24 protein-coding genes are annotated in these 23253 nt (G+C 55.8%); 14 read left to right on the plus strand and 10 right to left on the minus strand.

The genetic code is table 11. The annotated features are described in order from the left end of the window. The first annotated feature begins 29 nt into the window (after window positions 1-29). Together V6N04_RS11975 and V6N04_RS11980 are read left to right on the plus strand one after the other, a co-directional pair. Entirely contained in the window at window positions 30-671 is a 642-nt protein-coding gene (locus tag V6N04_RS11975) for an HAD family hydrolase (protein WP_371170408.1), read from the plus strand. After that, window positions 668-1582 carry an ornithine cyclodeaminase family protein gene (locus V6N04_RS11980; RefSeq protein WP_371170409.1) on the plus strand — a complete coding sequence of 305 codons (915 nt, stop codon included), beginning with the start codon at window positions 668-670 and terminating at the stop codon, window positions 1580-1582. Before V6N04_RS11975 ends, V6N04_RS11980 begins: the two co-directional genes overlap by 4 nt. A 3-nt stretch (window positions 1583-1585) precedes the next feature. On the opposite strand, the gene V6N04_RS11985 is transcribed toward V6N04_RS11980, so the two are convergent. Further along, the gene (locus V6N04_RS11985; RefSeq protein ID WP_371170410.1) at window positions 1586-2038 is read right to left on the minus strand and encodes a hypothetical protein; all 453 of its coding nucleotides are present in this window, start codon (window positions 2036-2038) and stop codon (window positions 1586-1588) included. 125 nt (window positions 2039-2163) lie between these two features. Then, window positions 2164-2370 (minus strand): 30S ribosomal protein S21, encoded by a 207-nt coding sequence (rpsU, locus tag V6N04_RS11990; RefSeq protein WP_091427324.1) that lies wholly within the window; start codon window positions 2368-2370, stop codon window positions 2164-2166. 109 nt (window positions 2371-2479) lie between these two features. Between rpsU and V6N04_RS11995 the strand changes: the two genes are divergently transcribed. Both V6N04_RS11995 and V6N04_RS12000 read left to right on the plus strand, forming a co-directional pair. Further along, on the plus strand, window positions 2480-3169 hold the full coding sequence (locus tag V6N04_RS11995; protein WP_371170411.1) for a COQ9 family protein: 690 nt from the start codon (window positions 2480-2482) through the stop codon (window positions 3167-3169). Further along, the gene (locus V6N04_RS12000) at window positions 3166-4146 is read left to right on the plus strand and encodes an NAD(P)H-quinone oxidoreductase (RefSeq protein ID WP_371170412.1); all 981 of its coding nucleotides are present in this window, start codon (window positions 3166-3168) and stop codon (window positions 4144-4146) included. Before V6N04_RS11995 ends, V6N04_RS12000 begins: the two co-directional genes overlap by 4 nt. 26 nt (window positions 4147-4172) lie before the next feature. Here V6N04_RS12000 and V6N04_RS12005 read toward each other — a convergent pair whose 3' ends face one another. Beyond that, window positions 4173-4598, minus strand: coding sequence for a hypothetical protein (locus tag V6N04_RS12005; protein WP_371170413.1), 426 nt, complete (start codon window positions 4596-4598; stop codon window positions 4173-4175). A gap of 74 nt (window positions 4599-4672) precedes the next feature. After that, window positions 4673-5314 carry a ribonuclease T2 family protein gene (locus V6N04_RS12010; RefSeq protein WP_371170414.1) on the minus strand — a complete coding sequence of 214 codons (642 nt, stop codon included), beginning with the start codon at window positions 5312-5314 and terminating at the stop codon, window positions 4673-4675. A 148-nt stretch (window positions 5315-5462) separates the two neighbouring features. Here V6N04_RS12010 and V6N04_RS12015 point away from each other — a divergent pair, with 148 nt between their 5' ends. Then, window positions 5463-6203 carry a DUF1013 domain-containing protein gene (locus V6N04_RS12015; protein WP_371170415.1) on the plus strand — a complete coding sequence of 247 codons (741 nt, stop codon included), beginning with the start codon at window positions 5463-5465 and terminating at the stop codon, window positions 6201-6203. 187 nt (window positions 6204-6390) lie between these two features. Beyond that, a complete protein-coding gene (locus V6N04_RS12020; RefSeq protein WP_371170416.1) occupies window positions 6391-8571 on the plus strand; it encodes an ATP-binding protein in 2181 nt (726 codons plus the stop codon). Here V6N04_RS12020 and yaaA read toward each other — a convergent pair. From yaaA to V6N04_RS12035, 3 genes are read right to left on the minus strand one after another with little or no spacing between them, the layout of a single operon-like run. Then, on the minus strand, window positions 8568-9329 hold the full coding sequence (gene yaaA / locus V6N04_RS12025; RefSeq protein WP_371170417.1) for a peroxide stress protein YaaA: 762 nt from the start codon (window positions 9327-9329) through the stop codon (window positions 8568-8570). The two genes, V6N04_RS12020 and yaaA, sit on opposite strands and share 4 nt — an antisense overlap. 1 nt (window position 9330) lies before the next feature. Continuing rightward, window positions 9331-11376 (minus strand): DNA helicase RecQ, encoded by a 2046-nt coding sequence (recQ, locus tag V6N04_RS12030; protein WP_371170418.1) that lies wholly within the window; start codon window positions 11374-11376, stop codon window positions 9331-9333. A 59-nt stretch (window positions 11377-11435) separates the two neighbouring features. After that, window positions 11436-11720: a YggT family protein gene (locus tag V6N04_RS12035; RefSeq protein WP_371170419.1), complete on the minus strand. Its 285-nt coding sequence runs from the start codon at window positions 11718-11720 to the stop codon at window positions 11436-11438. Window positions 11721-11847: 127 nt separating this feature from the next. Here V6N04_RS12035 and V6N04_RS12040 point away from each other — a divergent pair, with 127 nt between their 5' ends. The 8 genes from V6N04_RS12040 to V6N04_RS12075 all read left to right on the plus strand — a co-directional run bounded on the left by V6N04_RS12040 (window position 11848) and on the right by V6N04_RS12075 (window position 19374). Further along, window positions 11848-12378, plus strand: coding sequence for an acyl-CoA thioesterase (locus tag V6N04_RS12040; protein ID WP_371170421.1), 531 nt, complete (start codon window positions 11848-11850; stop codon window positions 12376-12378). Window positions 12379-12434: 56 nt separating this feature from the next. After that, the gene (locus tag V6N04_RS12045) at window positions 12435-13802 is read left to right on the plus strand and encodes an MFS transporter (protein ID WP_371170422.1); all 1368 of its coding nucleotides are present in this window, start codon (window positions 12435-12437) and stop codon (window positions 13800-13802) included. A gap of 11 nt (window positions 13803-13813) precedes the next feature. Then, the gene (gene mepA / locus V6N04_RS12050; protein ID WP_371170423.1) at window positions 13814-14692 is read left to right on the plus strand and encodes a penicillin-insensitive murein endopeptidase; all 879 of its coding nucleotides are present in this window, start codon (window positions 13814-13816) and stop codon (window positions 14690-14692) included. Further along, on the plus strand, window positions 14665-15600 hold the full coding sequence (locus V6N04_RS12055; RefSeq protein WP_371170424.1) for an esterase-like activity of phytase family protein: 936 nt from the start codon (window positions 14665-14667) through the stop codon (window positions 15598-15600). Before mepA ends, V6N04_RS12055 begins: the two co-directional genes overlap by 28 nt. Window positions 15601-15694: 94 nt before the next feature. Then, window positions 15695-16333, plus strand: coding sequence for a queuosine precursor transporter (locus tag V6N04_RS12060; RefSeq protein ID WP_371170425.1), 639 nt, complete (start codon window positions 15695-15697; stop codon window positions 16331-16333). Window positions 16334-16625: 292 nt separating this feature from the next. Further along, complete coding sequence (gene arfB / locus V6N04_RS12065) at window positions 16626-17045, plus strand: alternative ribosome rescue aminoacyl-tRNA hydrolase ArfB (protein WP_371170426.1); 420 nt, start codon at window positions 16626-16628, stop codon at window positions 17043-17045. 110 nt (window positions 17046-17155) lie between these two features. Beyond that, a complete protein-coding gene (locus V6N04_RS12070) occupies window positions 17156-18433 on the plus strand; it encodes an aspartate aminotransferase family protein (RefSeq protein WP_371170427.1) in 1278 nt (425 codons plus the stop codon). After that, the gene (locus V6N04_RS12075; RefSeq protein ID WP_371170428.1) at window positions 18430-19374 is read left to right on the plus strand and encodes a phosphotransferase enzyme family protein; all 945 of its coding nucleotides are present in this window, start codon (window positions 18430-18432) and stop codon (window positions 19372-19374) included. The genes V6N04_RS12070 and V6N04_RS12075 overlap by 4 nt, the downstream gene beginning before the upstream one ends. A 136-nt stretch (window positions 19375-19510) precedes the next feature. On the opposite strand, the gene V6N04_RS12080 is transcribed toward V6N04_RS12075, so the two are convergent. From V6N04_RS12080 to pncA, 3 genes are read right to left on the minus strand one after another with little or no spacing between them, the layout of a single operon-like run. Continuing rightward, complete coding sequence (locus V6N04_RS12080) at window positions 19511-21274, minus strand: ATP-dependent nuclease (protein WP_371170429.1); 1764 nt, start codon at window positions 21272-21274, stop codon at window positions 19511-19513. Window positions 21275-21302: 28 nt separating this feature from the next. Beyond that, the gene (gene pncB / locus V6N04_RS12085; RefSeq protein ID WP_371170430.1) at window positions 21303-22595 is read right to left on the minus strand and encodes a nicotinate phosphoribosyltransferase; all 1293 of its coding nucleotides are present in this window, start codon (window positions 22593-22595) and stop codon (window positions 21303-21305) included. Continuing rightward, on the minus strand, window positions 22596-23204 hold the full coding sequence (gene pncA / locus V6N04_RS12090; protein WP_371170431.1) for a bifunctional nicotinamidase/pyrazinamidase: 609 nt from the start codon (window positions 23202-23204) through the stop codon (window positions 22596-22598). Window positions 23205-23253: the final 49 nt, after the last annotated feature.

Raw genomic sequence — 23253 nt, forward strand, 5'->3', positions numbered from 1 at the left:
AACCGTCTTCACTCCGCTAGGGTCCGACCATGACCAAAATTCCTACTGCCCACCGACCGGTCTCTGCGGTTGTTTTTGACATCGGAAACGTTCTGATCCGTTGGCAACCCGAAGAGCTTTATGACCAATGGATCGGACCTGATCGCCGCCGTGAAATGTTTGATGCCGTCGACCTGCACGCCATGAATGATCGCGTTGATCAGGGCGAAGGTTTTCGCGATATAATTTATGACACCGCCGACGCCTACCCAGCCTTTCGTGACGAGATTCGTATGTGGCATGACCGGTGGCTCGACATGGCACAGCCGGCGATCGGCCTGTCCGTCAGAACGCTTCATGCTCTAAAATCGCGGGGTATTCCGGTGTTCGCGCTGTCAAATTTCGGACGCGAAACCTTTGACCTGGCCAAAGACAAGTTCAGCTTTCTAAACGACTTTGATCGCCCCTATATCTCAGGCCACATGCGTGTCACCAAACCTGCGGCCCGCATCTACGACATGGTAGAACAGGATTGCGGGATTTCCCCTGAAAAGCTCTTGTTTGTCGATGACAGAGACGAGAATATCGAGGCAGCTGGCCAGCGAGGATGGCAAACGCATCACTTCACCAGCGCGCGCATCTGGGCAGATCATCTGATCGCTCGAAACCTGATTGACGAGGTCGACCTATGACCCCCGAAATGATCCCCTTCGAAGCGGACAGTTTACTTGATTGGCGTGGTTTGACCGATGCCATACTTGACGGTCATATGCGGCCAAAAGCACATATTGGTGATACGTTCCTATATCGTGGCGACGATACGATGCTGACACGCTCGGCGTGGATCGACGGGTTGGGAAGCGCTGTGAAGACTGCCAACATCATGCCCGGCAATCCGGGACGTGGTGAACCGTTGATCCACGGGGCAGTGAACCTCTACGACGATACCACTGGCCTGTTAGAGGCCATCGTTGATTTTCATCTGGTCACCAAATGGAAGACCGCTGGCGACAGCGTGCTTGGCGCGCGCCTTTTGGCCCGCCCTGACAGCAAAGTCATTCTTATCGTCGGTGCCGGAACGGTCGGGCGCACATTGCGGGAAGCCTACGGCGCATTATTCCCTAAGGCCCGCTTTCTGATCTGGAACCGAAGCGCAGCCGGGGCTGAGCGGTTCGCCGATGAAGATGACAAAACCGATGCAATCATGTCGCTTGAAGACGGCATCGCGCAAGCAGACATCATCACATCAGCCACGATGACGTCCGAGCCGATCATTAAGGGCGCTTGGTTGAGACCCGGTCAGCACCTCGACCTAATCGGAGCCTATCGCCCCGATATGCGTGAGACTGACGACGACGCCCTAACCCGCGCCCGTTTGTTCATGGACAGCAGAGATACTGTTCTGGATCATATCGGCGAATTCAAAGACCCTCTGGCGCGCGGCGTGATCCACAAAGACGACATAGTCGGCGACCTGTACGATCATCAAGCTGGTGTGTTTCAACGCGCGCCAGAGGACATCACGCTCTACAAGAACGGAGGTGGGGCGCATTTGGATTTGATGACCAGCCGGTACATTCTGGACGCATGGCGGAACCGATAAAGATCAGATTTTCTCAATCGTTGACGTCAGAGTTTCCGCAACACGTTTCTTGTGGCGACGCGTGTAAACGAACCGGGCGAATTGCGCGGTGAACCATGCACCACGTGAGGCGTCAATTTCGACCGTATCTGTCCAGACAGCTCCCGATCCACGCGGCTGTACGGACAATTCATGGTCCCACCGACTGACGGACGGATTGCTTTCGCGGCTTTGGATGATGCGTGCCTGCCGGTCCAGCCGCTCTGCAAACATTGTATGGCCGGGGTTCTTGATGATCCCAAACAGAGTCACATCCACCACATAGGTTTTGCCCTCTTCCACAGCTTCATTGGGCAGCCCCTTGTAGGTGGCTATGCCTTTCATTGCCTCAACCAATTCCGAAAACTCGCAGGCCTCGGCAAACACAGTGTCAGCATCGCGTGGGTAGGTTGCTGTGACGATAATACGATAGGCCATGAGCTCACCATATCCGCTCGGCCACGAACCTCAATCCAAGAAAAACAAACCCCCGAAGCGGCTGCTGCGGGGGTCGTTTTTGGCGAGTAGTTGACAACCCACTCACCGGGTCGCTTGGGGATGACTTACATCATTCCTTCGCGTTGTGCTTTCTTCCGAGCCAGCTTGCGTTGACGGCGAATTGCTTCAGCCTTCTCGCGCGCTTTTTTCTCGGAGGGCTTCTCGAAATGTTGCCGAAGCTTCATTTCGCGGAAGACACCTTCACGCTGAAGTTTCTTCTTCAGCGCACGAAGCGCTTGGTCTACGTTGTTATCGCGTACCGAAACCTGCATGTGGTTGTCACCACCTTTCTAAGTTAAAGTTTGCGTAATTGCAGGAAACGCCCCTTTAGCAGGCGATGCCCCCCTTGTCCAGTTCACCGTCAAATGCGAGGAATGCCCAATGACCGATAAAGACAGATTGCTGGAAGCCGCGATTGCCCATGTTCCCTTTGATGGGTGGAGCGACGCAACCCTGAACGCAGCCGCACAAGATTGCGACGTCTCAGAAGCTGACGCCCGCGCGATTTTCCCACGTGGGGCATTGGACTTAGCACTGGCCTATCATCGCGCGGGTGACGCCCTGATGGCGGATCGACTGACGGGTGCGGACCTGAACGAAATGCGCTTTCGCGACAAGATTGCCGCCGGGGTGCGCTTCCGGCTTGAAGTCGCCGACAAAGAACTGGTGCGCAAGGGCATGGCCTTTTTCGCCCTGCCCCAGAATGCGGGCGATGGGGCCGCAGCCCTTTGGCACACCTGCGGACTGATTTGGGAAACACTTGGCGACAGCTCGACCGATCTGAATTGGTATACAAAACGGGCAACGCTTTCGGCCGTCTATTCCTCGGTCGTTCTGTTCTGGCTGGGTGATGACAGCGACGTGAACGAAGCGACATGGGCCTTCCTTGATCGCCGTATCGACGACGTGATGCAGATTGAAAAAATCAAGGGACAGGCGCGGGGCACCCCGCTTTACAAAGCGTTTATGTCCGGCCCCGGCAAAATCCTTGATGCGATCAAAGCACCCGGCGCGCCAAATCCAAACTATCCGGGCCGGTGGCAGCCTGACGAAGAAGGAAGCAACACGTGACCGATACGATGCGCGCGATTGAGATCACCGAACCGGGTGGCCCCGAGGTTCTTCAACTGTCTGAACAATCCATTCCAACGCCCGGCCCACAGGACATCCTGATCCGCGTGGCCTTTGCCGGTGTAAACCGCCCCGATGCACTGCAACGCGCAGGCAGCTATGCGCCGCCCCCGACCGCCAGCCCCCTGCCCGGTCTTGAAGCTTCAGGCGAGGTCGTTGCTGTGGGCAGCGGTGTCAGCCAGTGGGCCATCGGCGACAAGGTCTGCGCCCTTCTGCCCGGCGGAGGGTATGCCGAATACGTTACCACGCCAGCCGCTCATGCGCTGCGCGTTCCGGACGGCATGGGCATGAAAGAAGCGGCCTGCTTGCCCGAAACGTTCTTCACTGTCTGGTCCAACGTCTTCATGCGCGGCGGGTTGCAAGCGGGCGAACGGTTTTTGGTACATGGTGGCAGTTCCGGTATTGGCACCACTGCAATCCAGCTTGCCAGCGCCTTCGGTGCACGCGTCTTCACGACCGCCGGGTCGGATGAGAAATGCGCGGTCTGCCGCGACCTTGGTGCAGAACGGGCCATCAATTACAAAGACGAAGACTTTGTCGAGGTTCTGAAGCCCGAAGGCGGTCCCAACCTGATCCTCGACATGGTGGGTGGCGACTATATCGCCCGCAATATCAAATCGCTGGCGGTTGAAGGCCGCATGGTGCACATCGCCTTCCTGTCCGGCCCCAAAGCCGAGATCAACTTCGCGATGATCATGGCCAAGCGCCTGACTGTGACTGGATCGACGCTGCGCCCTCAGTCAGACCTTGCGAAGGCCCGCATCGCCGAGGAACTCGCCGACGAGGTCTGGCCATTGCTTAACGCTGGCCGCGTCGCGCCCGTGATGGATCAGACATTTGCGTTGGAAGATGCAACAAAGGCACACGCGCGGATGGAGTCCAGCACGCATATTGGGAAGATTGTGTTGGAGGTTTGAGTGGTCGAGGTTGCAACTCTTCGGAGTTATGATGTCGAATCCCAGTCAGCACGTATTTCGCGCTCCCTCGCACCCAATACATCATCGCTATCATCGGCAGATAGATAGGCAATATTGAGCGCAGCATACATCCCGCGGAATGATGCGACACGATCCATCAGCTCAAGTGCACTATCAAACGGCAAACTGGAGCCTTGTGCCAGCAAATGAGCCGCTGGTGCGAAATACTGGGACAATGGATGCTCAACGCGGCTATCCCAAATTTCGATCAGCTCCGAAAGAGTTTTTTCAGTAACTTTACTACCTACCCCCGGACGACACAGTTCATCGAGAACTACAAACACAGCGTTTGCCGAAATGGCACTAGCTTCGTCAATTATTGCAATTGCAGCACGTCGATCGTCGTAGGGGAAGCCGCAATCGATCATTCGGGAGAACTCGATTTCATCCAATTTTGTCATCCTGAGTACTCGGAGTTGATGAGAATCGCACCAGTTCGAGGCCTACTATCACGCGCTCCAATCACTCACCTCACCGGATCCATCAACGCCTTCTGCGCTCGGCAATCTGTCCGCACATCTCGTGCACATTCCCTTGGCTCCAAGTCCTTTGTCAGGCACAAGCGCGCCTCTTGGATGCGGTCGCTTCGGCAGGTGATGGTCAGCATATCCGGGTGCCAATCTGGGTTGGCTTGCAAGAAGGCCTCTTCGACCACGGATGCAGGCAACCGGACGGGGGTTTCAAGTTTTCGCAGAACCTCGGGCCGGTTCACCTGTTCATAGGCTTGCCGCGCGAGGGCATAGTAGTCTTCGGCTGGCAATCCGGCGCAGACGCCATGTTTGCGCCATTGATACCAGGCGGCACCGCCAGCTCCGAAAATATCGGCTTGGGCTTTGGTCATACTGCGCGATGGGGCGCGGGCGGATGTGGGGCAATAGCTTGGCCAACCCTCTTCGTATTGTGGCCACAGACCATGGACGACCCAACCAAGGTCGCGCTCGGGGTCGCACTGCTCTGATCCTCGTTTATCTCCTTCGACGGCACACCAATTTGGTGACCAGCTCAGCGCCAGTACATAGTAGTCAAATTCACCCGCCCGTTCGCCATCGGCGAACAGTCCCATTGCAGAAACCAGCCAGAGAATGCCACCAAATATGACCTGTCGCATTTTGCCTTCCCTCTTTCCCCTATCCCCCTTATATAGACCTCAAGTTCCCCGACAACGGAAACCGGCCTGATAAAGTCCACGCGACACAGGCAGCCCAGCCAGGGCGCGGGAAAGTTGTATCCGGGGTTGGATTTGAAGGAGTGTTCAGATGAGCAAACTGATCATGGCAAAAGCCACTGCCGTTTGGCTGGTGGACAATACAACAATCAGCTTCAAGCAGATTGCCGATTTCTGCGGCCTGCATGAGCTTGAGGTTCAGGGCATCGCCGACGGTGATGTCGCCACCGGTGTTAAAGGCTTTGATCCGGTTGCAAATAACCAACTGGACGCGGGCGAGATTGAGAAGGCCGAAAACAATCCGCTGCACAAGCTGAAGCAGAAGTTTTATGCCGCCGCGACCGGTGAAGAGAAACGCCGCGGTCCGCGCTATACGCCCCTGTCCAAGCGTCAGGATCGTCCAAACTCGATCCTGTGGCTGGTAAAGTTCCACCCCGAACTTGCTGACGCCCAGATTGCCAAGCTTGTGGGCACCACAAAGCCGACCATCCAATCGATTCGCGAACGTACGCACTGGAACATCGGGAACATGGAGCCGATTGACCCGGTGGCCCTTGGGCTTTGCAAGCAAAGCGAGTTGGACCTTGCCGTTCAGAAAGCTGCGGCGAAGAAGGCCAAAGAAGGTGGCGTGATGTCGGATGACGAACGCCGCAAACTGGTGTCGACCGAGCAAAGCCTGGCCATGGACACCGAACCGAAAATGCCCAGCGCAATCGAAGGATTGGAGACATTCACTTTGTCTGCCGCACCGGACGACGAGAAAGAAGAGGAACTGCCAGACGCAGACAGCTTCTTCAACCTGCCTGACAGTGACGAAAAAGACGAAGATTGATTTCATTCAACCCAATGACAAGCCCCGGCACTCTCGCCGGGGCTTTTTTCGTTTAGGCTTTCCAAATCTTCACTTTCGTTAAGTCCCTGTTCACCCTGTTCGGCAATGCTGTGTCGGACAGGAAGCGGAACTCGGAGAACCGGGGATGAAGATCGAGAATATTCTAGCTCAGGAAAGGCGTGCCAGAATGGCCGCTGAGCGACTTTTGGCGCAAAAAGAGGCTGAGCTGACAAACGCGAATCGTATGTTGTCTCAACACGCGCTCAGCCTTTCTGATGAGATAAACGTAACCCGTGAAACGGTCGAGGAGATCAAGGGTGAGAACACTCAGGTCCGCGCCGATCTAGAACGGGCAAATCAGGAAGTTGTGATTGCAAAACGCCGCCTATGGGATTCGCTTGAAACGATTGAAGATGGATTCGCGGTATTCGACGCCTCTGAGAAGTTGATTGCCGCCAACACCGCATATCTTGAGCCATTCGACGGCATGACATGTGTGACCCCCGGGATCCCCTATACGGACATCCTACACATCGCGACGGACGAAGGGATCGTAGATATTGGCGACATGCGCCCATTGGCGTGGCGCGACATGATGCTGGATCGCTGGCGCGCAGAAAGACGAGAACCCGTCGTGCTGCGACTTTGGGATGGCACCCATATCAAATGTGTCGACAGGCGATCTCGCGATGGCGATATGGTTAGTCTTGGCCTGAACATCACCGAGACCATCAAGTATCAAGCCGAGTTGAAAGATGCGCGCCATCGGGCGGAAGCCGCCAACCGCGCCAAATCTGCATTCCTCGCCAATATGAGCCACGAGATCAGGACGCCGATGAACGGCGTCGTTTCGATGGCCGAGATTATGGCGGAAGGAGAGCTGGACGACGAACAAAGGCTATATGTGAATACCATTCGCCAATCGGGTGACGCATTGCTGACGATTATCAACGATGTGCTGGACTACTCCAAGATCGAGGCCGCCAAGCTTACACTTCACCCTGAAGTCTTCGATCTTGAGCAAGTGATACTTGATGTCGTCACTTTGCTCCAACCCTCGGTACACGAAAAAGGTATACAGCTAACCCTGGATTTTGACCTGTTCTTGCCGTCAAAGTTCTACGGCGATGTCGTCCGCCTTCGTCAGATTTTGACCAATCTGGTTGGTAATGCCGTCAAATTCACCGCTAAAGGTCACGTCCTAGTGCGCGCTATTGGACTACCCATGGGGGACGATCAGGAACAAAAGGTCCATATCACCGTCGAAGATAGCGGGATCGGCATACCCGATGATATGCAGGCGCATATTTTTGGCGAATTCAATCAAGTCGAAAGCGAGCGTAATCGCAAGTTTGAAGGCACCGGACTTGGTCTGGCGATTACACGACAGTTGGTTGAGCTCATGGATGGCGAAATCTGGGTCGATAGCCAGCAAGGTATCGGGTCATGTTTTGGCTTCCATATCACGCTGCCGGTAAGAGAAACGATGGAGCCGCCAAAACTACCACAAGACGCAGGGCCCGTACTACTTGCGATGGGCGACGTTCTAAATCGCGAGATTCTGGCGAAGCGTTTCGAGGCCACCGGTTTACGTGTCGAGATGTTCAATCCGCTGAACACATCTACAGAAAGTGTCGCAAATGCGCAGCTGATTATGGTCGACGAGCAGTGTTGCGCCATAGCGCGATCGAATGGTGTGGTCCCATTGATGCAGGATTTGCGAGCGCAAAACTGCAGGGCTCCACTATACTTCGTGGCTCCGCCGCCATCAATTTCATCCAAGAATAGTGAAGACGCTGGCTATGCGACGCGTGTCCTCCAGATGCCCCTTACTCGGAGAACTGTGTTCGAGATCATTACCCGTATCGGTTCGGAAACTCAGGAAATCATTGCCGAAGCAGAACTGCGAACGGAGGACGCTCCGATGCTCCTCGCTCAAACGGATCGCACCGACCTACGCAAGATGCGCATATTAGCCGCTGAGGACAACAAGACCAACCAGTTGGTGTTTTCAAAACTACTAAAGAAGCTCGATATCGAGCTGCAATTCGCAAATAACGGCTTGGAGGCAGTCGAGGGTTTTTTGACTTTCAAACCAGACATTATTTTCATGGATATCTCAATGCCCGAAGTGGATGGAAAAGAAGCGACGCGGCGCATTCGGAAGTTGGAGAAAGAACGATCTCTGGGTCACACTCGTGTCGTTGCCCTCACGGCACACGCTCTCGTGGGCGATGACAAGGAAATCCTTTCCCATGGTTTGGACCAGCACCTGACCAAGCCGCTTAAGAAGACAGAGATCATGAAGGAGATTTTGGCAAGTTGCCCGCAGGATGCGAGCACTCCGATCCACGAGGTTGAAGCTTAGGTTTCCGGGCGAAGAAACACAATCGTGTCGCCGTCGCTCATGTCGGGTTGATAGCAATATCCACCTAAGTCGAAGTCTTTCAGGTCCTGCGGGTCACGAACACGATTTTGTACGATGTAGCGTGCCATCGACCCACGGGCTTTCTTGGCAAAAAAGCTGACGACCTTTGGTGTGCCGGATTTTACATCCAAAAAATGGGGCGTGATGACCCGCATATTCAGCGCCTCCTGTTTCACAGCCGAGAAATACTCGACCGAAGCACAGTTGATCAGGGTCTGACTTTCGGTCGCGCCCGCTCGAGCATTCAGTTCGGTGGCAATGCGGTCGTCCCAAAATTCATAAAGATTCTTACCCCGCACATTTTTCATGCGCGTCCCCATTTCAAGGCGATAGGGTGCGATCTGATCCAGAGGCCGCAACAGCCCATACAAGCCCGACAGAATGCCGAGATGATCCTGCGCATAGCGCAGCTCGTCTTCTTCCATCGTGTGCGCCTCAAGCCCGGCATAGGTGTCGCCAGCAAACAACTCGATCGCTGGGCGTTCGCCTTCCCCGGAGCCAAAAACGGTAAACCGGTTCTTATTCAGCTCACCCAATGCCGGAGAGATACCCATAAGCTTCTGTAGGTCCTTCGCGGTTAGTTTTCTTGCCGCACGGGCAAGTTCGTTTGCGTCGTCGCGAAACACTGGCGTGCTTGCACCCTTATTCAGCGCCTCGCCTTCTGTCAGCCGTTTGGCCGGGGAAACAACAACCAGCATATCAGCGCTCCTGTAGTACTATTTCGAAAAAGGCTGGGCCAAACCGCTCTGCCTTTTGGTCTGTCATGCCTGATATACGGATCAGATCATCCATGTTCGTCGGCTTTTTTTCGGCGATCTGGCGCATCGTTGATGCGGTCACTGATAGATACTTCCCGATACCGTCCTCGCCCCGTGCCAGATCCGACACGCTTTGTTGTATTTGGTCGTAGATGCTTCCCGCCGCGCGACCGGCAAGCTTGCGACGCTGGGGATGAACGTCGGGTGTATCACCCGCAATCACCTCTAGAAACGCACGGCCATAACTTTCCAGCTTCTTCGCACCGATACCGTTGATCTGTGCCATTGCATCCAGGCAATCGGGGCGTTTCTCGGCCATTTCAATGAGCGTTTTATCATTGAAAACGACATAAGCCGGAACGCGAGCGGTTTCGGCCAGCGCGCGGCGCTTGGCCTTCAGTGCGGACAAAAGTGGCGCATCTTCTTCCGAGACCATCATCTTCACGGCCGGACGTCTGGATGATGTGCGCAAGGTATCGCGTCGCAACTCGACCCCTGTTTCGCCCCGCAACACTGGATGCGCTTTCTCGGTGATCCGCAGCGCGCCATGACGTTCAGGGTCTGGACGTACAAGGTCCAAACCAAGCATCTGTCGGAAGATCGCTTGCCACATGCGTTTATCGTGATCCCGGCCAACGCCGAATGTTGGCAAACTGTCGTGGCCCCGCTCCCTGACACGATCGGTCAGGTTGCCACGCAAAACGTCGATCAGGTGCCCTGATCCGAAGTATTCGCCCGTACGCAATATGGCCGACAGCGCCTTCATCACGTCGACCGTTCCGTCGAAAAGCTCTGGCGGCGCGCTACACAAATCGCAATTACCGCAGGGGTCGGACGTCTCTCCGAAATACTCAAGAAGTTGTTGGCGCCGGCAGCCATGCGCCTCGGCCAACCCCAACAAAGTGTTCAAACGCCCATGATCTGCGGCACGACGTTCCGGCGGGGCCAATCCTTCGTCAATCTGGGACCGTCTGAGTCGAATATCATCCGCCCCAAATAACGTCAGCGTATCGGCGGGGGCACCGTCGCGCCCAGCCCGCCCAATTTCCTGGTAGTAGGACTCGATCGATTTGGGCAGGTCGGAATGTGCGACCCAGCGAATATCAGGCTTGTCGACCCCCATGCCGAACGCCACGGTCGCGACCACGATCAAACCGTCTTCTTGTTGAAAGCGCCGCTCTACCCCGCGTCGATCCTCAGCGCCCATCCCGCCATGATAATGCGCAGTTGGGTGGCCAGCCTCGGCAAGTGCGCGCGCAAGCGTCTCGGTCCGTGCGCGCGTGGCTGAATACACGATACCGGATTGCCCCTTACGCGCGGCCGCAAAGTTAAGGATCTGGCTGCGCGGGTTGTCTTTGGCTGCGAACGCCAAATGAATATTCGGTCGGTCGAACCCGTGAAGAAAGCTGCTGGGCGGTTCGCCATCGAACAGTTTTTGTATGATTTCGGCGCGGGTTTCCTCGTCTGCGGTGGCCGTAAAGGCCGCCAGAGGGACATCGAGTGCGCGCCGCAGCTCTCCGATCCTGAGATAGTCGGGGCGAAAATCGTGCCCCCATTGGCTAACGCAATGTGCTTCATCCACGGCGATCAAAGTCGTGCCAGCGCGCTTCAAAAGATTCAGCGTGCCGCCCGACGCCAACCGCTCGGGCGCCATATAAAGCAGCTTCAGCTCGCCCCGCGACAAAGCATCAAAAACTGCATCGGTTTCGTCTTGGGTATTCCCAGATGTCAAAGCCCCCGCGGCCACGCCTGCAGCCTGAAGCCCGCGCACTTGATCACGCATCAATGCAATAAGCGGAGAGATCACGACCGTAACCCCATCCCGGATTAGTGCGGGCAACTGAAAACAAAGGGACTTACCGCCACCTGTTGGCATAATCGCCAAGGTGTTCTGACCGCGTGACACGGCCTCGACAATCTCGGCCTGTCCGGGGCGAAATTCATCGAAACCGAAAACGGTTTTCAAAAGGTCCAAATCGCGGGGCATATTGTGCTGCTCAGTATTTTGTCAGCACATTCCCATGGCCGCGATTCAGGGGCAAGGGTTTAGTAGTAACCGAAGTTGTTGCGCAGAATAATCCTGATGGCCATCAAAGCGATCAGTGCCACCAATGGTGCGAAATCAAGGCCACCAGTCTGAGGCAGGAATGACCGGATGCGCGAGTAAACCGGTTCTAGTATGCGGTTTAGTCCATACCAGATTTGCGCCACCATGTGTTGGCGCAGGTTCAAAACCTGAAAATTAATCAACCAGGACATCACGATATGCGCGATCACGATGAACCAGGCGATGTCAGCGATCAGCGACAAAATTTGAAACAACGACTGCATATCTGCTCCTTGAAGACTGCTTAGCTCCATCTAGGTCGAATGGGCGCCAAGAACAAGGGTGACGCGCGGTTTCGGTTGACGTAAGGGGCAACCATGGGCAGATCAGACCTAACGCAGAGGAGCCGCCATGTACCCCTTTATCCGCATGACCAAGGAACTGATTAAAAACGCGCGGGCCGAACCGCTGCCCGTTACCGGCACCCATATAAGCCACCACCGCTGTTGGCCGTGGGACATTGATCTTTGGCGCGAGTTGAACAATGGCCGCACGCTGACACTGTATGACCTGGGCCGCATCCCCTTGGCAGGGCGCACAGGGCTAAGCCGCATGCTGTTAAAGAACCGCTGGGGCCTGACCATGGCAGGGGCATCGGTGCGGTATCGCAAACGCATCCGCACTTTCACACGGCTTGAAATGCGCAGCCGCGTTGTGGGTTGGGACGATCGGTTCATCTATTTGGAACAAAGTATGTGGCTGGGTGAAGACTGCGCCAACCAGATACTCTATCGCTCGGCTGTGACGGATCACAACGGGATCGTGCCAACAGCGCGCGTGGTCGAGGCGATTGGTCATGACGGCCCGTCGCCCACCCTGCCAAGCTGGGTTCAGGCCTGGATCGACGCCGAGACGCAGCGTCCATGGCCGCCTGAAGCATGAGAACACTTGCCCGAGCCCCGGTTTAGCTGTTTGATCGCTTAAAACAGGGAGCAGGCATGGCAGAAATTTCGACGCGCAAGCGCATTTGGGGGTGGTATTGGTTCGACTGGGCCAGCCAACCCTATCACACGCTCCTTCTGACCTTCATCTTCGGTCCCTATTTTGCGTCTGTCGGTGCTGAATACTTCATGACGCAAGGTTTGGCCGAAGAGGCCGCCGACGCCAAAGCGCAGAGCATCTGGTCTTGGGGATTGGCAGCTGCCGGCCTTATCGTCGGGTTCGGCGCACCTATTATGGGCGCGCTGGCTGACACCGCAGGCCGAGTTCGTCCATGGGTCGCTTTTTTTGCCCTGTTTTATGTTGTCGGTGCCACGTCACTTTGGTGGACGCAACCTGACGGATCAAATCTATGGACGATGATCCTATTGTTCGCGCTTGGCTTTATCGGCGCCGAGTTTGCGCTGGTGTTCACCAATTCGCAGCTTCCCAGTCTGGCCGATCAAGATGAAGTGGGAGAGGTGTCTGGCTCGGGCTTCGCATTCGGCTATATCGGTGGCCTTGTGGCACTGGCGATTATGCTGACGCTTTTCATGGAACAGCCCAACGGCAAAACTCTTGTCGGCCTCACGCCCGGTTTCGGACTTTTGGACGCTGATGCACGCGAAGGGACGCGGATCGTCGGCCCCTTCGTTGCCATCTGGTTTATCATTTTTATGGTGCCATACGCCCTTTGGGTAAAAGACGTTCCAAAACCTGGTGGCAAACACAGCCTGTCAGGTGCATTCGCAATCCTCGGCCGCTCGATTAAAGGGCTTCGCTACAAGCGCAGCCTTGCGTCTTACTTGGGCAGCTCGATGTTTTATCGCGACGCGCTAAACGGGCTTTATGGTTTTGGCGGCGTATATGCCAGCTTGGTTCTGAATTGGTCTATCGTCTCAATTGGTATCTTTGGAATCATAGCAGGGCTTGCGGCAGCAATCTTTAGCTGGCTGGGCGGTCGCGTGGACGGCAAACTTGGGCCCAAGCCGGTCATCATCGGCTCCATTCTGGTCCTGATCGCCGTATGTATTCTGATTGTGAACATGACACGGGAAGCAATCTTTGGCATCGCTCTGCCGCCCGACTCCACCTTGCCCGACGCGATCTTCTTCGGATGCGGCATGCTGATCGGGGGTATGGGAGGCACACTGCAATCGGCCAGCCGGTCAATGATGGTGCGTCACACCGATCCGGATGCTCCGGCAGAAAGCTTCGGGCTTTATGGCCTGTCGGGGCGCGCGACGGCCTTCATGGCCCCGGCTTTGATCGCTTGGTTCACCACAATGACCGGCAGCGCGCGGCTCGGCGTGTCTCCGCTGATCGGATTGTTTGCACTGGGGCTTTTGCTACTGATCTGGGTTAAACCGGAAGGTGAGGCATCATAGGGGGCCGTATCATGATCCCAAACTTTCTTCGCAAAGCCGCTGCGGCGCTGATCATTCTATGTACGGCTGCAACAAGCGGTACAGCCCAAACGCCTGCAAAAAACCTGTTCGGCGTGGAGCGTAAGGGATCTGCGCAAAAGGCCGCCCCATTTGGGTCCTATGCCAAGGGGTGTCTGGCTGGCGGCGTTCAACTTCCCCAAACTGGTCCCACATGGCAGGCGATGCGTTTGTCGCGCAACCGCAACTGGGGCCACCCCGAGCTGATTGACTTCGTGAAGAAGCTGTCCCGTAAGGCCGCAAACCAACCCGGTTGGAAAGGGCTCTATGTCGGTGACATGAGCCAACCGCGCGGGGGCCCGATGCTGTCCGGGCATCGCTCGCACCAGATCGGGCTAGATGCCGATATTTGGATGCGACCGCCCAAGACACTGGCACTTAGCGTCAATGATCGCGAGCATATTTCGTCGATTTCGTTGCGCCGTGCGAAGGGCGCCTATGTGAACAATTCATGGACCCGTGCCCATCACGAAATCATCAAAGCGGCGGCCAAGGACCCACGCGTTGCACGGATCTTTGTTTTTCCCGGTGCCAAGGTTCAGATGTGTAAAACCGCGAAGGGCAACCGCAAATGGCTGCGGAAAATTCGCCCTTGGTGGGGCCATCATTACCACTTCCATGTCCGCCTTAAGTGCCCGAAAGGGGCACGAGGCTGCAAAGATCAAGCCCCACCGCCTCCGGGCGATGGTTGCAAAGATGCCGAAAACTGGGTCCATGATATCTTGCATCCGAAGCCACCCCCGCCCAAACCACCCAAACCGTCGAAACCACGCGGTCCGTTGACACTGAAAGATCTGCCACAACAATGCCGCACCGTTTTGTCCTCGCGCTAGGCGCACTTGCCAGCGTTTCCGCAGCGATTTGGGTCACCGTTTTGTCGCGCGATGTTGAAGCCCAAACCGTTGGTCAGGCTCAGCTGGTCTCGGCTTATCGCTGGTACGGCAACGACGACGCGTTCGGCGGGTTTTCCGGCATCGACGTCAGCGACGACGGCTCGACATTCGTCGCCATCACAGACCGAAGCCATGTCACGCGTGGGAAGATAACGCGCGAGGACGGCGTTATCACCAAAGTCGCACACAGCAAACTTGAGAAACTTACATCCCCTCGTGGTGCGCCGCTTGTGGGAATTTGGGCCGACAGCGAAGGGCTGGCCGTCGCACAGGACGGCACCGTGACCGTCAGCTTCGAGATTGCACATCGCACCGTCCAATACACGCCGGGTAACAAGCGTGGAAAGGACCTGCCCGCCAACCCTGCCACCGACAAAATGGTCGCCAATTCCGCGCAAGAGGCGCTGGCAGTCGCAGCGGATGGCACACTTTACATGATCCCCGAGGGCGACGGGGCTGAAAAGACACCCCACAAAGTCTATCGCCTGCGCCCCGGTGCCAGTAACTGGGACCAGCCCTATACGATTCCGCGCTATCGACCCTACGTCCCCGTCGGTGCAGACATCGGGCCGGACGGGCGGCTCTATGTCCTCGAACGTCATTTGAGCAGTATCTTTGGTTTCACCAGTCGTGTCCGTCGTTTCGACATGGAGCCAAATGCACTGATCAACGAAACCATCCTGTTGGAAAGCGAGGTGGGACTGCACGACAACCTCGAGGGACTGGCCGTCTGGCGTGACGAAGTCGGGCTAATCCGTTTGACCATGGTTTCGGACGACAACTTCAAGTTTTTTCAGGTCACCGAGATTGTGGAATACGTCGTCCCTGACGTCGAGACAAAGAACTGAGTGCTTGATTCACCTTTGTTAACTCGGTAAACGCGGTCCGTTCCTGTCTGGCAGGGGCCAAGTCTCCGCAACCTTGTGAAAACGGACCAACAATATGACCCGTATCCTACCTGGCGTAATTGCCATGGCCACCATTGTGGTGGCATCCAATATTCTGGTGCAGTTCCTGTTTAGCGATTGGCTGACATGGGGTGCATTCACCTATCCACTCGCCTTTCTTGTGACCGACATTATGAACCGCGTCTATGGCGTGGCGGCAGCACGCAAAGTTGTCTTTGTGGGTTTTGTAACCGGTGTTATCTGCTCGTTGATCGGAAGTCAGATCATGCTGCAAGGCGACGGTTTCGAATATGCGGCAGTGCCGTTGCGTGTCGCCGTCGCATCTGGCGTCGCATTTTTGACAGCCCAGCTTTTGGACGTCGCGATCTTCAATCGACTGCGCCAAAGCAGTTGGTGGAAAGCGCCTTTGACCTCGACGCTCGTCGGGTCGATTGTGGACACAGTGCTGTTCTTCACCATCGCGTTTTCGGCGTCGATCACGGTGTTTGGTGCTGCTGCTGACGGCGCGATCAACTGGGCGTGGGGCACCGTGCCTATGCTTGGTGTCGGCCCTGAGGCCCCCCTGTGGGTGTCATTGGCAATCGCCGATTGGTCAGTAAAACTGGTACTTGCACTTATCGCACTGGTTCCATTTCGCCTCATCGTCGCGAAACTTTCACCAAATCCTGCGTGAAAAGTTTTGACAAACGCAAAATATGTGGCAACCTCCTAGATATAGAAACAGCGAGAAAGGAGGTGTCCATGTCAAGAGATACAACGGAGCGAGGTGCCGGGACAATCTAGGTCGCGACTTTCCGGGGCAGCCCCCGGTGAGGAATGCGGGCCATTTTGACCCTGATGCAATCGCGGTCTAACCGGTCCCACCTCCTTAATTCTCGAAGGGTCGTCCCAAAGCGGGCGACCCTTTTCCTTTCAGCGCGAAATCCGGGATTTTAGTTTTACGTCCAAGGCGCTAGTCTGACCCCATGATCCGTGTCACTGACGATATCACGCTGCAAGATTGGGAACTAAGCGAGACGTTCACGCGCAGCTCTGGTCCAGGCGGTCAAAATGTCAATAAAGTCTCGACAGCGGTGGAACTGAGGTTCGAGGCCGCGCGTTCTCCCAACCTAACGCGACCGGTCAAGGCGCGACTGAAACGGATCGCGGGTCGGAAGTGGACTCAAGATGGCGCGATAGTGATCCGAGCCGAGGAAACGCGTAGTCAGGCCCGCAATCGTGAAATAGCACAAAACCGACTTGCCGAGATGATCCGGCGCGCCCTTGTTGCCCCCAAACGACGCATTGCCACCAAACCCACGCTCGGTTCAAAGAAGCGTCGAATGGACGCAAAGACCCGGCGCGGACAAGTTAAGGCGCTGCGTGGACGTGTTGATGATGATTAACGCAAACCAGGTTTACTTGTCATCGCAATTAATTTGAACCGCTGGCACAAAGATGCTATGGACACAAAATCTAAGTCCACCTAACCCCTACCCCAACGTCGGAATGCAAGATGGCTGATACCTCCACGATTCTGGACCGCCGAGCGCGGCTTCTTGGTCCAAACATGACCACCTTTTATACCAAACCAGTCCACGTCGTGCGCGGTGAAGGCGCATGGCTGTGGGACGCAGAAGGCAACCGATTTCTGGATTGCTACAACAACGTTCCCCACGTGGGTCACGCCCATCCAAAAGTGGTAGAAGCGATCACTCGCCAAGCCGCGACGTTAAACACCCACACGCGTTACTTGCACGAGGGCATTCTGGATTATGCCGAGCGTCTGACGGGTACCATGGGCCACGATCTTGAGACTGTGATCATGGTGTGTACCGGGTCTGAAGCCAACGACATCGCCCTTCGCATGGGCCGGGCGGTGACCGGAAAATATGGGATCATCTGCACCGACAATACCTATCACGGCAACACTGATCTGGTCTCTCACCTGTCAGCCAAACGCACACCGATTGGTGGGCCACTGGACTGGGTGAAGAAAGTACCGTCGCCCGACCAGTTGGCACCGCTGGGCGGAAGCGCCGAGGCACAGGCGCAGGCATTCGCCGACGAAGTGCAAAAAGCCATCGATGCATTAGACGCCGAGGGCCACGGATTTGGCACCCTGATCCTCGACCCGTTCTTTGCAAATGAAGGCTTCCCCGACCTTGCAAAGGGGTTCCTTGATCCAACCGTCGAAGTCGTGCGCCGCGCGGGTGGGATCATTATCGCGGACGAAGTGCAGCCGGGCTTTGGGCGAACAGGGCGCAATTTCTGGGGCCACGATCGGATCGGACTTGCCCCCGACATCGTGACCATGGGCAAGCCAATGGGGAACGGGCATCCAGTGGCTGCAGTCGTGACACGGCCCGAAATTATGGCCGAGTTCCGCAATCGCTTTGGCTACTTCAATACGTTTGGCGGCAACGCGGTTTCTGCCGCTGCGGCTATGGCCGTGCTGGACGTCTTGGACGACGAACGGCTCGTCGATAACGCGCGCGATACCGGCGACTACGCCCTTGGTCTACTGCGCGAGTTAGATCACCCGATGATCGCTGACGTGCGGGGCGCGGGGATGTTCCTGGGCCTTGAATTTGCTATTGATGGCGACACAAAGGCGGCCGCCGGATTCTGCAAACAACTGGTCAACGAAATGCGTGACCGACGCGTCTTGCTCAACGCCGTCGGGCGGCATTATCACGGCATCAAAATTCGCCCGCCCATGTGCTTTGATCGCGCGCAAGCGGATTTGCTGGTTGAAACTCTAGATGCTGTACTGAAGGCCTTGCCTGCATGAATGCCAATTTAAAACAATCCCTTAAGACTTGGGACGCCCAGCATGTGCGCTTGATCAAGGACCGCGAAAATCAAGTGCACGAGGTACGCGTGGGCGGGCGACCTGCTGCCCTGCGTTTACATCGACCGGGCTATCAGAGCGAGGACGCGATCCGGTCGGAACTGGACTGGATGGGCGCGCTGGCCAGCAAGGGTATGCGGGTCCCGGCGCCGATCCCAACGACCGATGGTAAGTTGGTCTTTACGATAGATAATAACCACTTTGCGACGGTGGTGAGCTGGGTTGACGGGTCACCGATCGGCGCAAGTGGGGTGCCGCTGGAGGGCAGTGCGGAGGCTCAAGCGAACCTTTACCGCGACGTCGGGCGCGAGCTGGCAAAACTGCATAACCTAACCGACGACATCACCCTGCCCGAGGGCTTCTCTCGCCATAGCTGGGACATCCCCGGATTGCTGGGGGACGCGCCGTTTTGGGGCCGGTTTTGGGAGTGTCCAGCGCTGAGCGAGGATGACCGGAACATGGTGCTGCGGGCGCGGGCCGTGGCGCATGATTTGGCGACGGTTTACCTTGAAAACGGGGCGGATTTCGGGCTGATCCACGCGGACGCTCTGCGTGAAAACGTGTTTGTTCACGAAGACCAGCTGACATTCATCGACTTCGACGACGCAGGGTTCGGGTTCCGGCTTTACGACCTTGCGGTGATGATGACCCAGAACGAGGGCGAACCCGCATACGAGGCGATCAAAGCGGCGGCGCTGGCGGGGTATCGGGAACGCCGTACGCTTAGCCAAGAGGCGGAAGAATTGCTGCCTATGTTCTTGATGTTACGACGTTTTGCGTCGATGGGCTGGGCGGTTCCGCGCTATGATCCGGCCGGGCCGGAGGTCGCCAGCTATACCCAAAAAGCCGTCACCGCTGCTCGGAATTTCCTTGGGGGATAAGGGGCCGTGTGACGGGCGGAAATGTTAAAAGGAACTAACGCGAGATTAGTCGGGGTTTTGAAGGCTTTTGGGGCGTTTTGGAGTGGGTTTTAAAGGTTTAGTTGGGGAAAGAGCATCGTTGGGCGATTGTTTCTGTTCAGAATGTCAAAAACCTCTTCGCACTATCGAGATCGGGTACATCATCAACATCTTTTGCAGCTAATTTTTCTGCAAATCTCTTCCAATGGGACGCCTTTTTTCCACTGAGTCCTAGATGAGTTTCAATCGTTCCTTTGCACCAAACAAAATAGCCTTGCGCTTCAGCAGCTGCGACTAAGTCTCCAATTGGACCGACCGCATCGTCATGCGATGCAACTAACGCAATCGCTTGAGCTGCACTCATTCCTTTGCCCTTGTTAGGCCAACCGTCATCGCCACAGCTAATTTGTTCGTTGTCGTTTAGCAAACCACAAACATCAAGAATGGCGAGCCGTCTTTCATCTGCCACCCCATGTAGTCCTGTTTCTGCGCCTCGTTTGAGCAAAAAGTCCAAATCGGCAATGCATCTGGATTCAATCCCCATCGCTTCGAGAATGAGCCTACAGTTTGGGAAGTTATTTGCACCGCCTATTGGAATGAGACCGATACGATCTTCGGCTAGGCTACGATTATGGAAGTACTCGTAGAGATGAGGGACGAGTGCTTTCTCTGTGTTTCCTTCAACCAGAAACACCTTATCATTGAATAGAAATTCCCGCGAATTGGACAGTTCGAACAGAATTTCGCCCTGGGTATCCACCTCTTCTATACATTCTTGAATTTTTGCCTTCAAACATGCCTCAGAAGTCGTCCCGTTTTCTCTAGTCCGTCGCAAAATCAAAGTGTTTGAGACATCTCCGAAGCCAATCATTTCACTGGAATGCGTGCTAAAGGCAACCTGATAACCATCTCCAGAAAGCTTTTTGAAAGCCGAACGAGAGACCGCTATCGCCTGTGGATGCAGATACAACTCAGGTTCATCAACTAAGAGCAATATCGAGCGGTCATCAGCCTTGCCATGCTCTCGTTTTATTTGGGCGAGAGCGTTCACGAGAGATATTTGGACGGACCTTTGAGCGCCATGCCCCATCGATGATGCATCGCTTTCGCGATTATCGCCGTATCGGTTTTCGAATACTTTCAGAGTTGCGTTTTTGGTAATCTCGCCAAAATCAGGCATCGAAATGTGTGTTTTGGCGACAACATCGGGGAAGAACTCGTTAAGATGTTGGCGAATTACCTCATCAACTTTGATTAACCTTTCGTCTTTATCTTCACTATTTGAAGCCAGCTGTGCCTGAATAGGGGCTAGAGCATCTTTTATCTGATCTTCGAAATCGTCGCGGATGGGGGCGATGATCGCTTTGATCAGTTTTCCAATTGTGGACCCTGAAGAGTTCTTAGCTACATCGGCCGCAGAATCTTCCATTGCACCAACAAAGATGACCTCAGGGAAGAGTGGCGTTAGCGCTTGAGGAATGCCAGTGGGTGGAACAGCCCAATCCGCGCCTTCGTCAGGGGCAAGGACTTCTGTTATAATGCCAGATTTGGAAAGTGTGGGATCTGGCTGCACTCGTCTGACACGAAACACCCCATCTTCACTAACAAGCGGTATAACTTTGTCGCGATGCTTGTCTACCAAAGCAGCCAAGACGCCTTCGCTTACTCCATGAATCTCTGCCTCAACAACAACGGGAAGATTGGTATCGTTGAAATCTCCAACTTGTAGCGCTGGGTACTCGACGAGCCATTGAATCGCTTTGAGTACGTTGCTCTTTCCTGCATTGTTGTATCCAACTAATGGCGTGTAGTTAGTGAAATGAAACTCAGCATCTTTTATTGAACGATAGTTTTTGACGGAAAGTCGGGAAATTGTTAGCAAGGCTTCACCCTATAATTGAGCTCTACCCTTAGACTACTACCTCCATCCCGACCTGCTCGCCAACCCCAAACACACGCTTATAGCGAGCAATTTCAACCTCCGGCCCCATCGCCTTGTTGGGGTTGTCCGACAGTTTCACCGTCGCCCTCCCGTTCGCCTCGACCGCCTTACAGACCAGCGAGAACGGGGCGAGGGCGTTGTCGGGGACGAGGTTTCGGAAATCATTCGTAAGCAGCGTGCCCCAGCCGAAGCTGGTGCGGACGCGGCCTGCGAATTGGTTGTGCAGTTCGATGATTTTGTCGGTGTCCAGACCGTCCGAGAAGATGACCATTTTCTGGGTCGGATCCTCGCCGCGATCTTTCCACCATTTGATGGCGATCTCGGCACCTGTGGCGGGGTCTCCGCTGTCGATGCGGATGCCGGTCCAGCCGGCCAGCCAATCGGGCGCGTTGTCCAGAAAGCCCTGCGTGCCATAGGTGTCGGGCAGGATGATGCGCAGGTTGCCTTCATGCTCTTCGTGCCAATCGGCCAGTACGTCATAGGGGGCCTGCGCCAGCTCGGCGTCGTCCTGCGCAAGGGCTGCGTAAACCATGGGCAGTTCGTGGGCGTTGGTGCCAATCGCCTCGATATCGCGTTTCATGGCGATAGAGCAGTTCGAGGTGCCGACGAAGCGGTCGCCCAGCCCTTCGATCATCGCCTGCACGCACCAATCCTGCCACAGGTAGGAGTGACGGCGGCGGGTGCCGAAATCGGCAAGGCGCAGGTCATCGAGTTCGCGCAGGCGTTCGATTTTCTCCCAAATGCGGGTCATGGCGCGGGCGTAAAGGACTTGCAGTTCGAATTTCCTCATGCCCCGCAGAACCGCGCGGCCGCGCAGTTCCATCAGGACAGAGAGGGCGGGAATTTCCCACAGCATGACCTCGGGCCAGGAGCCTTCGAAGGTCAGTTCGTATTGATCGCCGACGCGCTCAAGGTGGTAGGGCGGAAGGCGCATGCCCTCGAACCACTCCATGAAATCGGGGCGGAACATCTGGCGCTTGCCGTAAAACGTGTTACCGCGCAGCCAAGTGCTTTCGCCGCGTGATAGGGAAAGCGAGCGGATATGGTCCAGTTGCTCGCGAAGTTCGCCTTCGTCGATGAGGTCGGCAAGCGGGACGTGTTTTGAGCGGTTGATCAGGCTGAAGGTGACATTGGTGTCGGGCTTATTCCGAAACACCGATTGGCACATCAGCAGCTTGTAGAAATCGGTATCGATCAGGGATCGGACGATCGGGTCGATCTTCCAGTTATGGTCATAGACCCGGCTTGCAATATCAACCATTTAGGCCTCCAGTTTTACGCCAGCGGCGCGCATATCGGCGCGGGCGGTATCAAGCGACCCGTCAAGGTCGATGGCGCGGCAGGCGCGTTCCAAAACGGTGACGTCGAAACCCAGATTGGCCCCGTCGATGGCCGAATACGCGACGCAGAAATCCGTGGCGAGACCCACGAGCGTGAGTGTAGTGACCCCGCGTGTGCGCAGATAACCTTCAAGCCCTGTGGGGGTGGTACGGTCATTCTCAAAGAAAGCCGAGTAGCTATCGATAGCGGGACGGAAGCCTTTGCGGATGATCATGTCGGCGGGGTCGGTGTTAAGCTCCGTGTGAAATGCAGCGCCATCGAACCCTTGAATGCAGTGATCGGGCCAAAGCACCTGAGTACCATATGGCATTTCCGTAGTCTCAAACGGCGACTTCCCATTGTGGGACGAGGCAAAAGAGCTGTGGCCCGCCGGGTGCCAGTCTTGTGTGAAGACGGTGACTTGAAATTCGGGCAGCATCTCGTTGATCAGGGGAACGATCTCGTCCCCTCCGCTCACCGCCAATGCGCCGCCCGGGCAAAAGTCGTTTTGCACGTCAATCACGATCAGGGCTTCGTTTGCATCACGCATGCGCGGTCCTCCTTGAAACTTAATGGGTAAGGGCCGTGATATGGCGGGT

It is taken from the genome of Aliiroseovarius conchicola, from assembly GCF_041403445.1.
Taxonomy (GTDB): Bacteria; Pseudomonadota; Alphaproteobacteria; order Rhodobacterales; family Rhodobacteraceae; genus Aliiroseovarius; species Aliiroseovarius conchicola.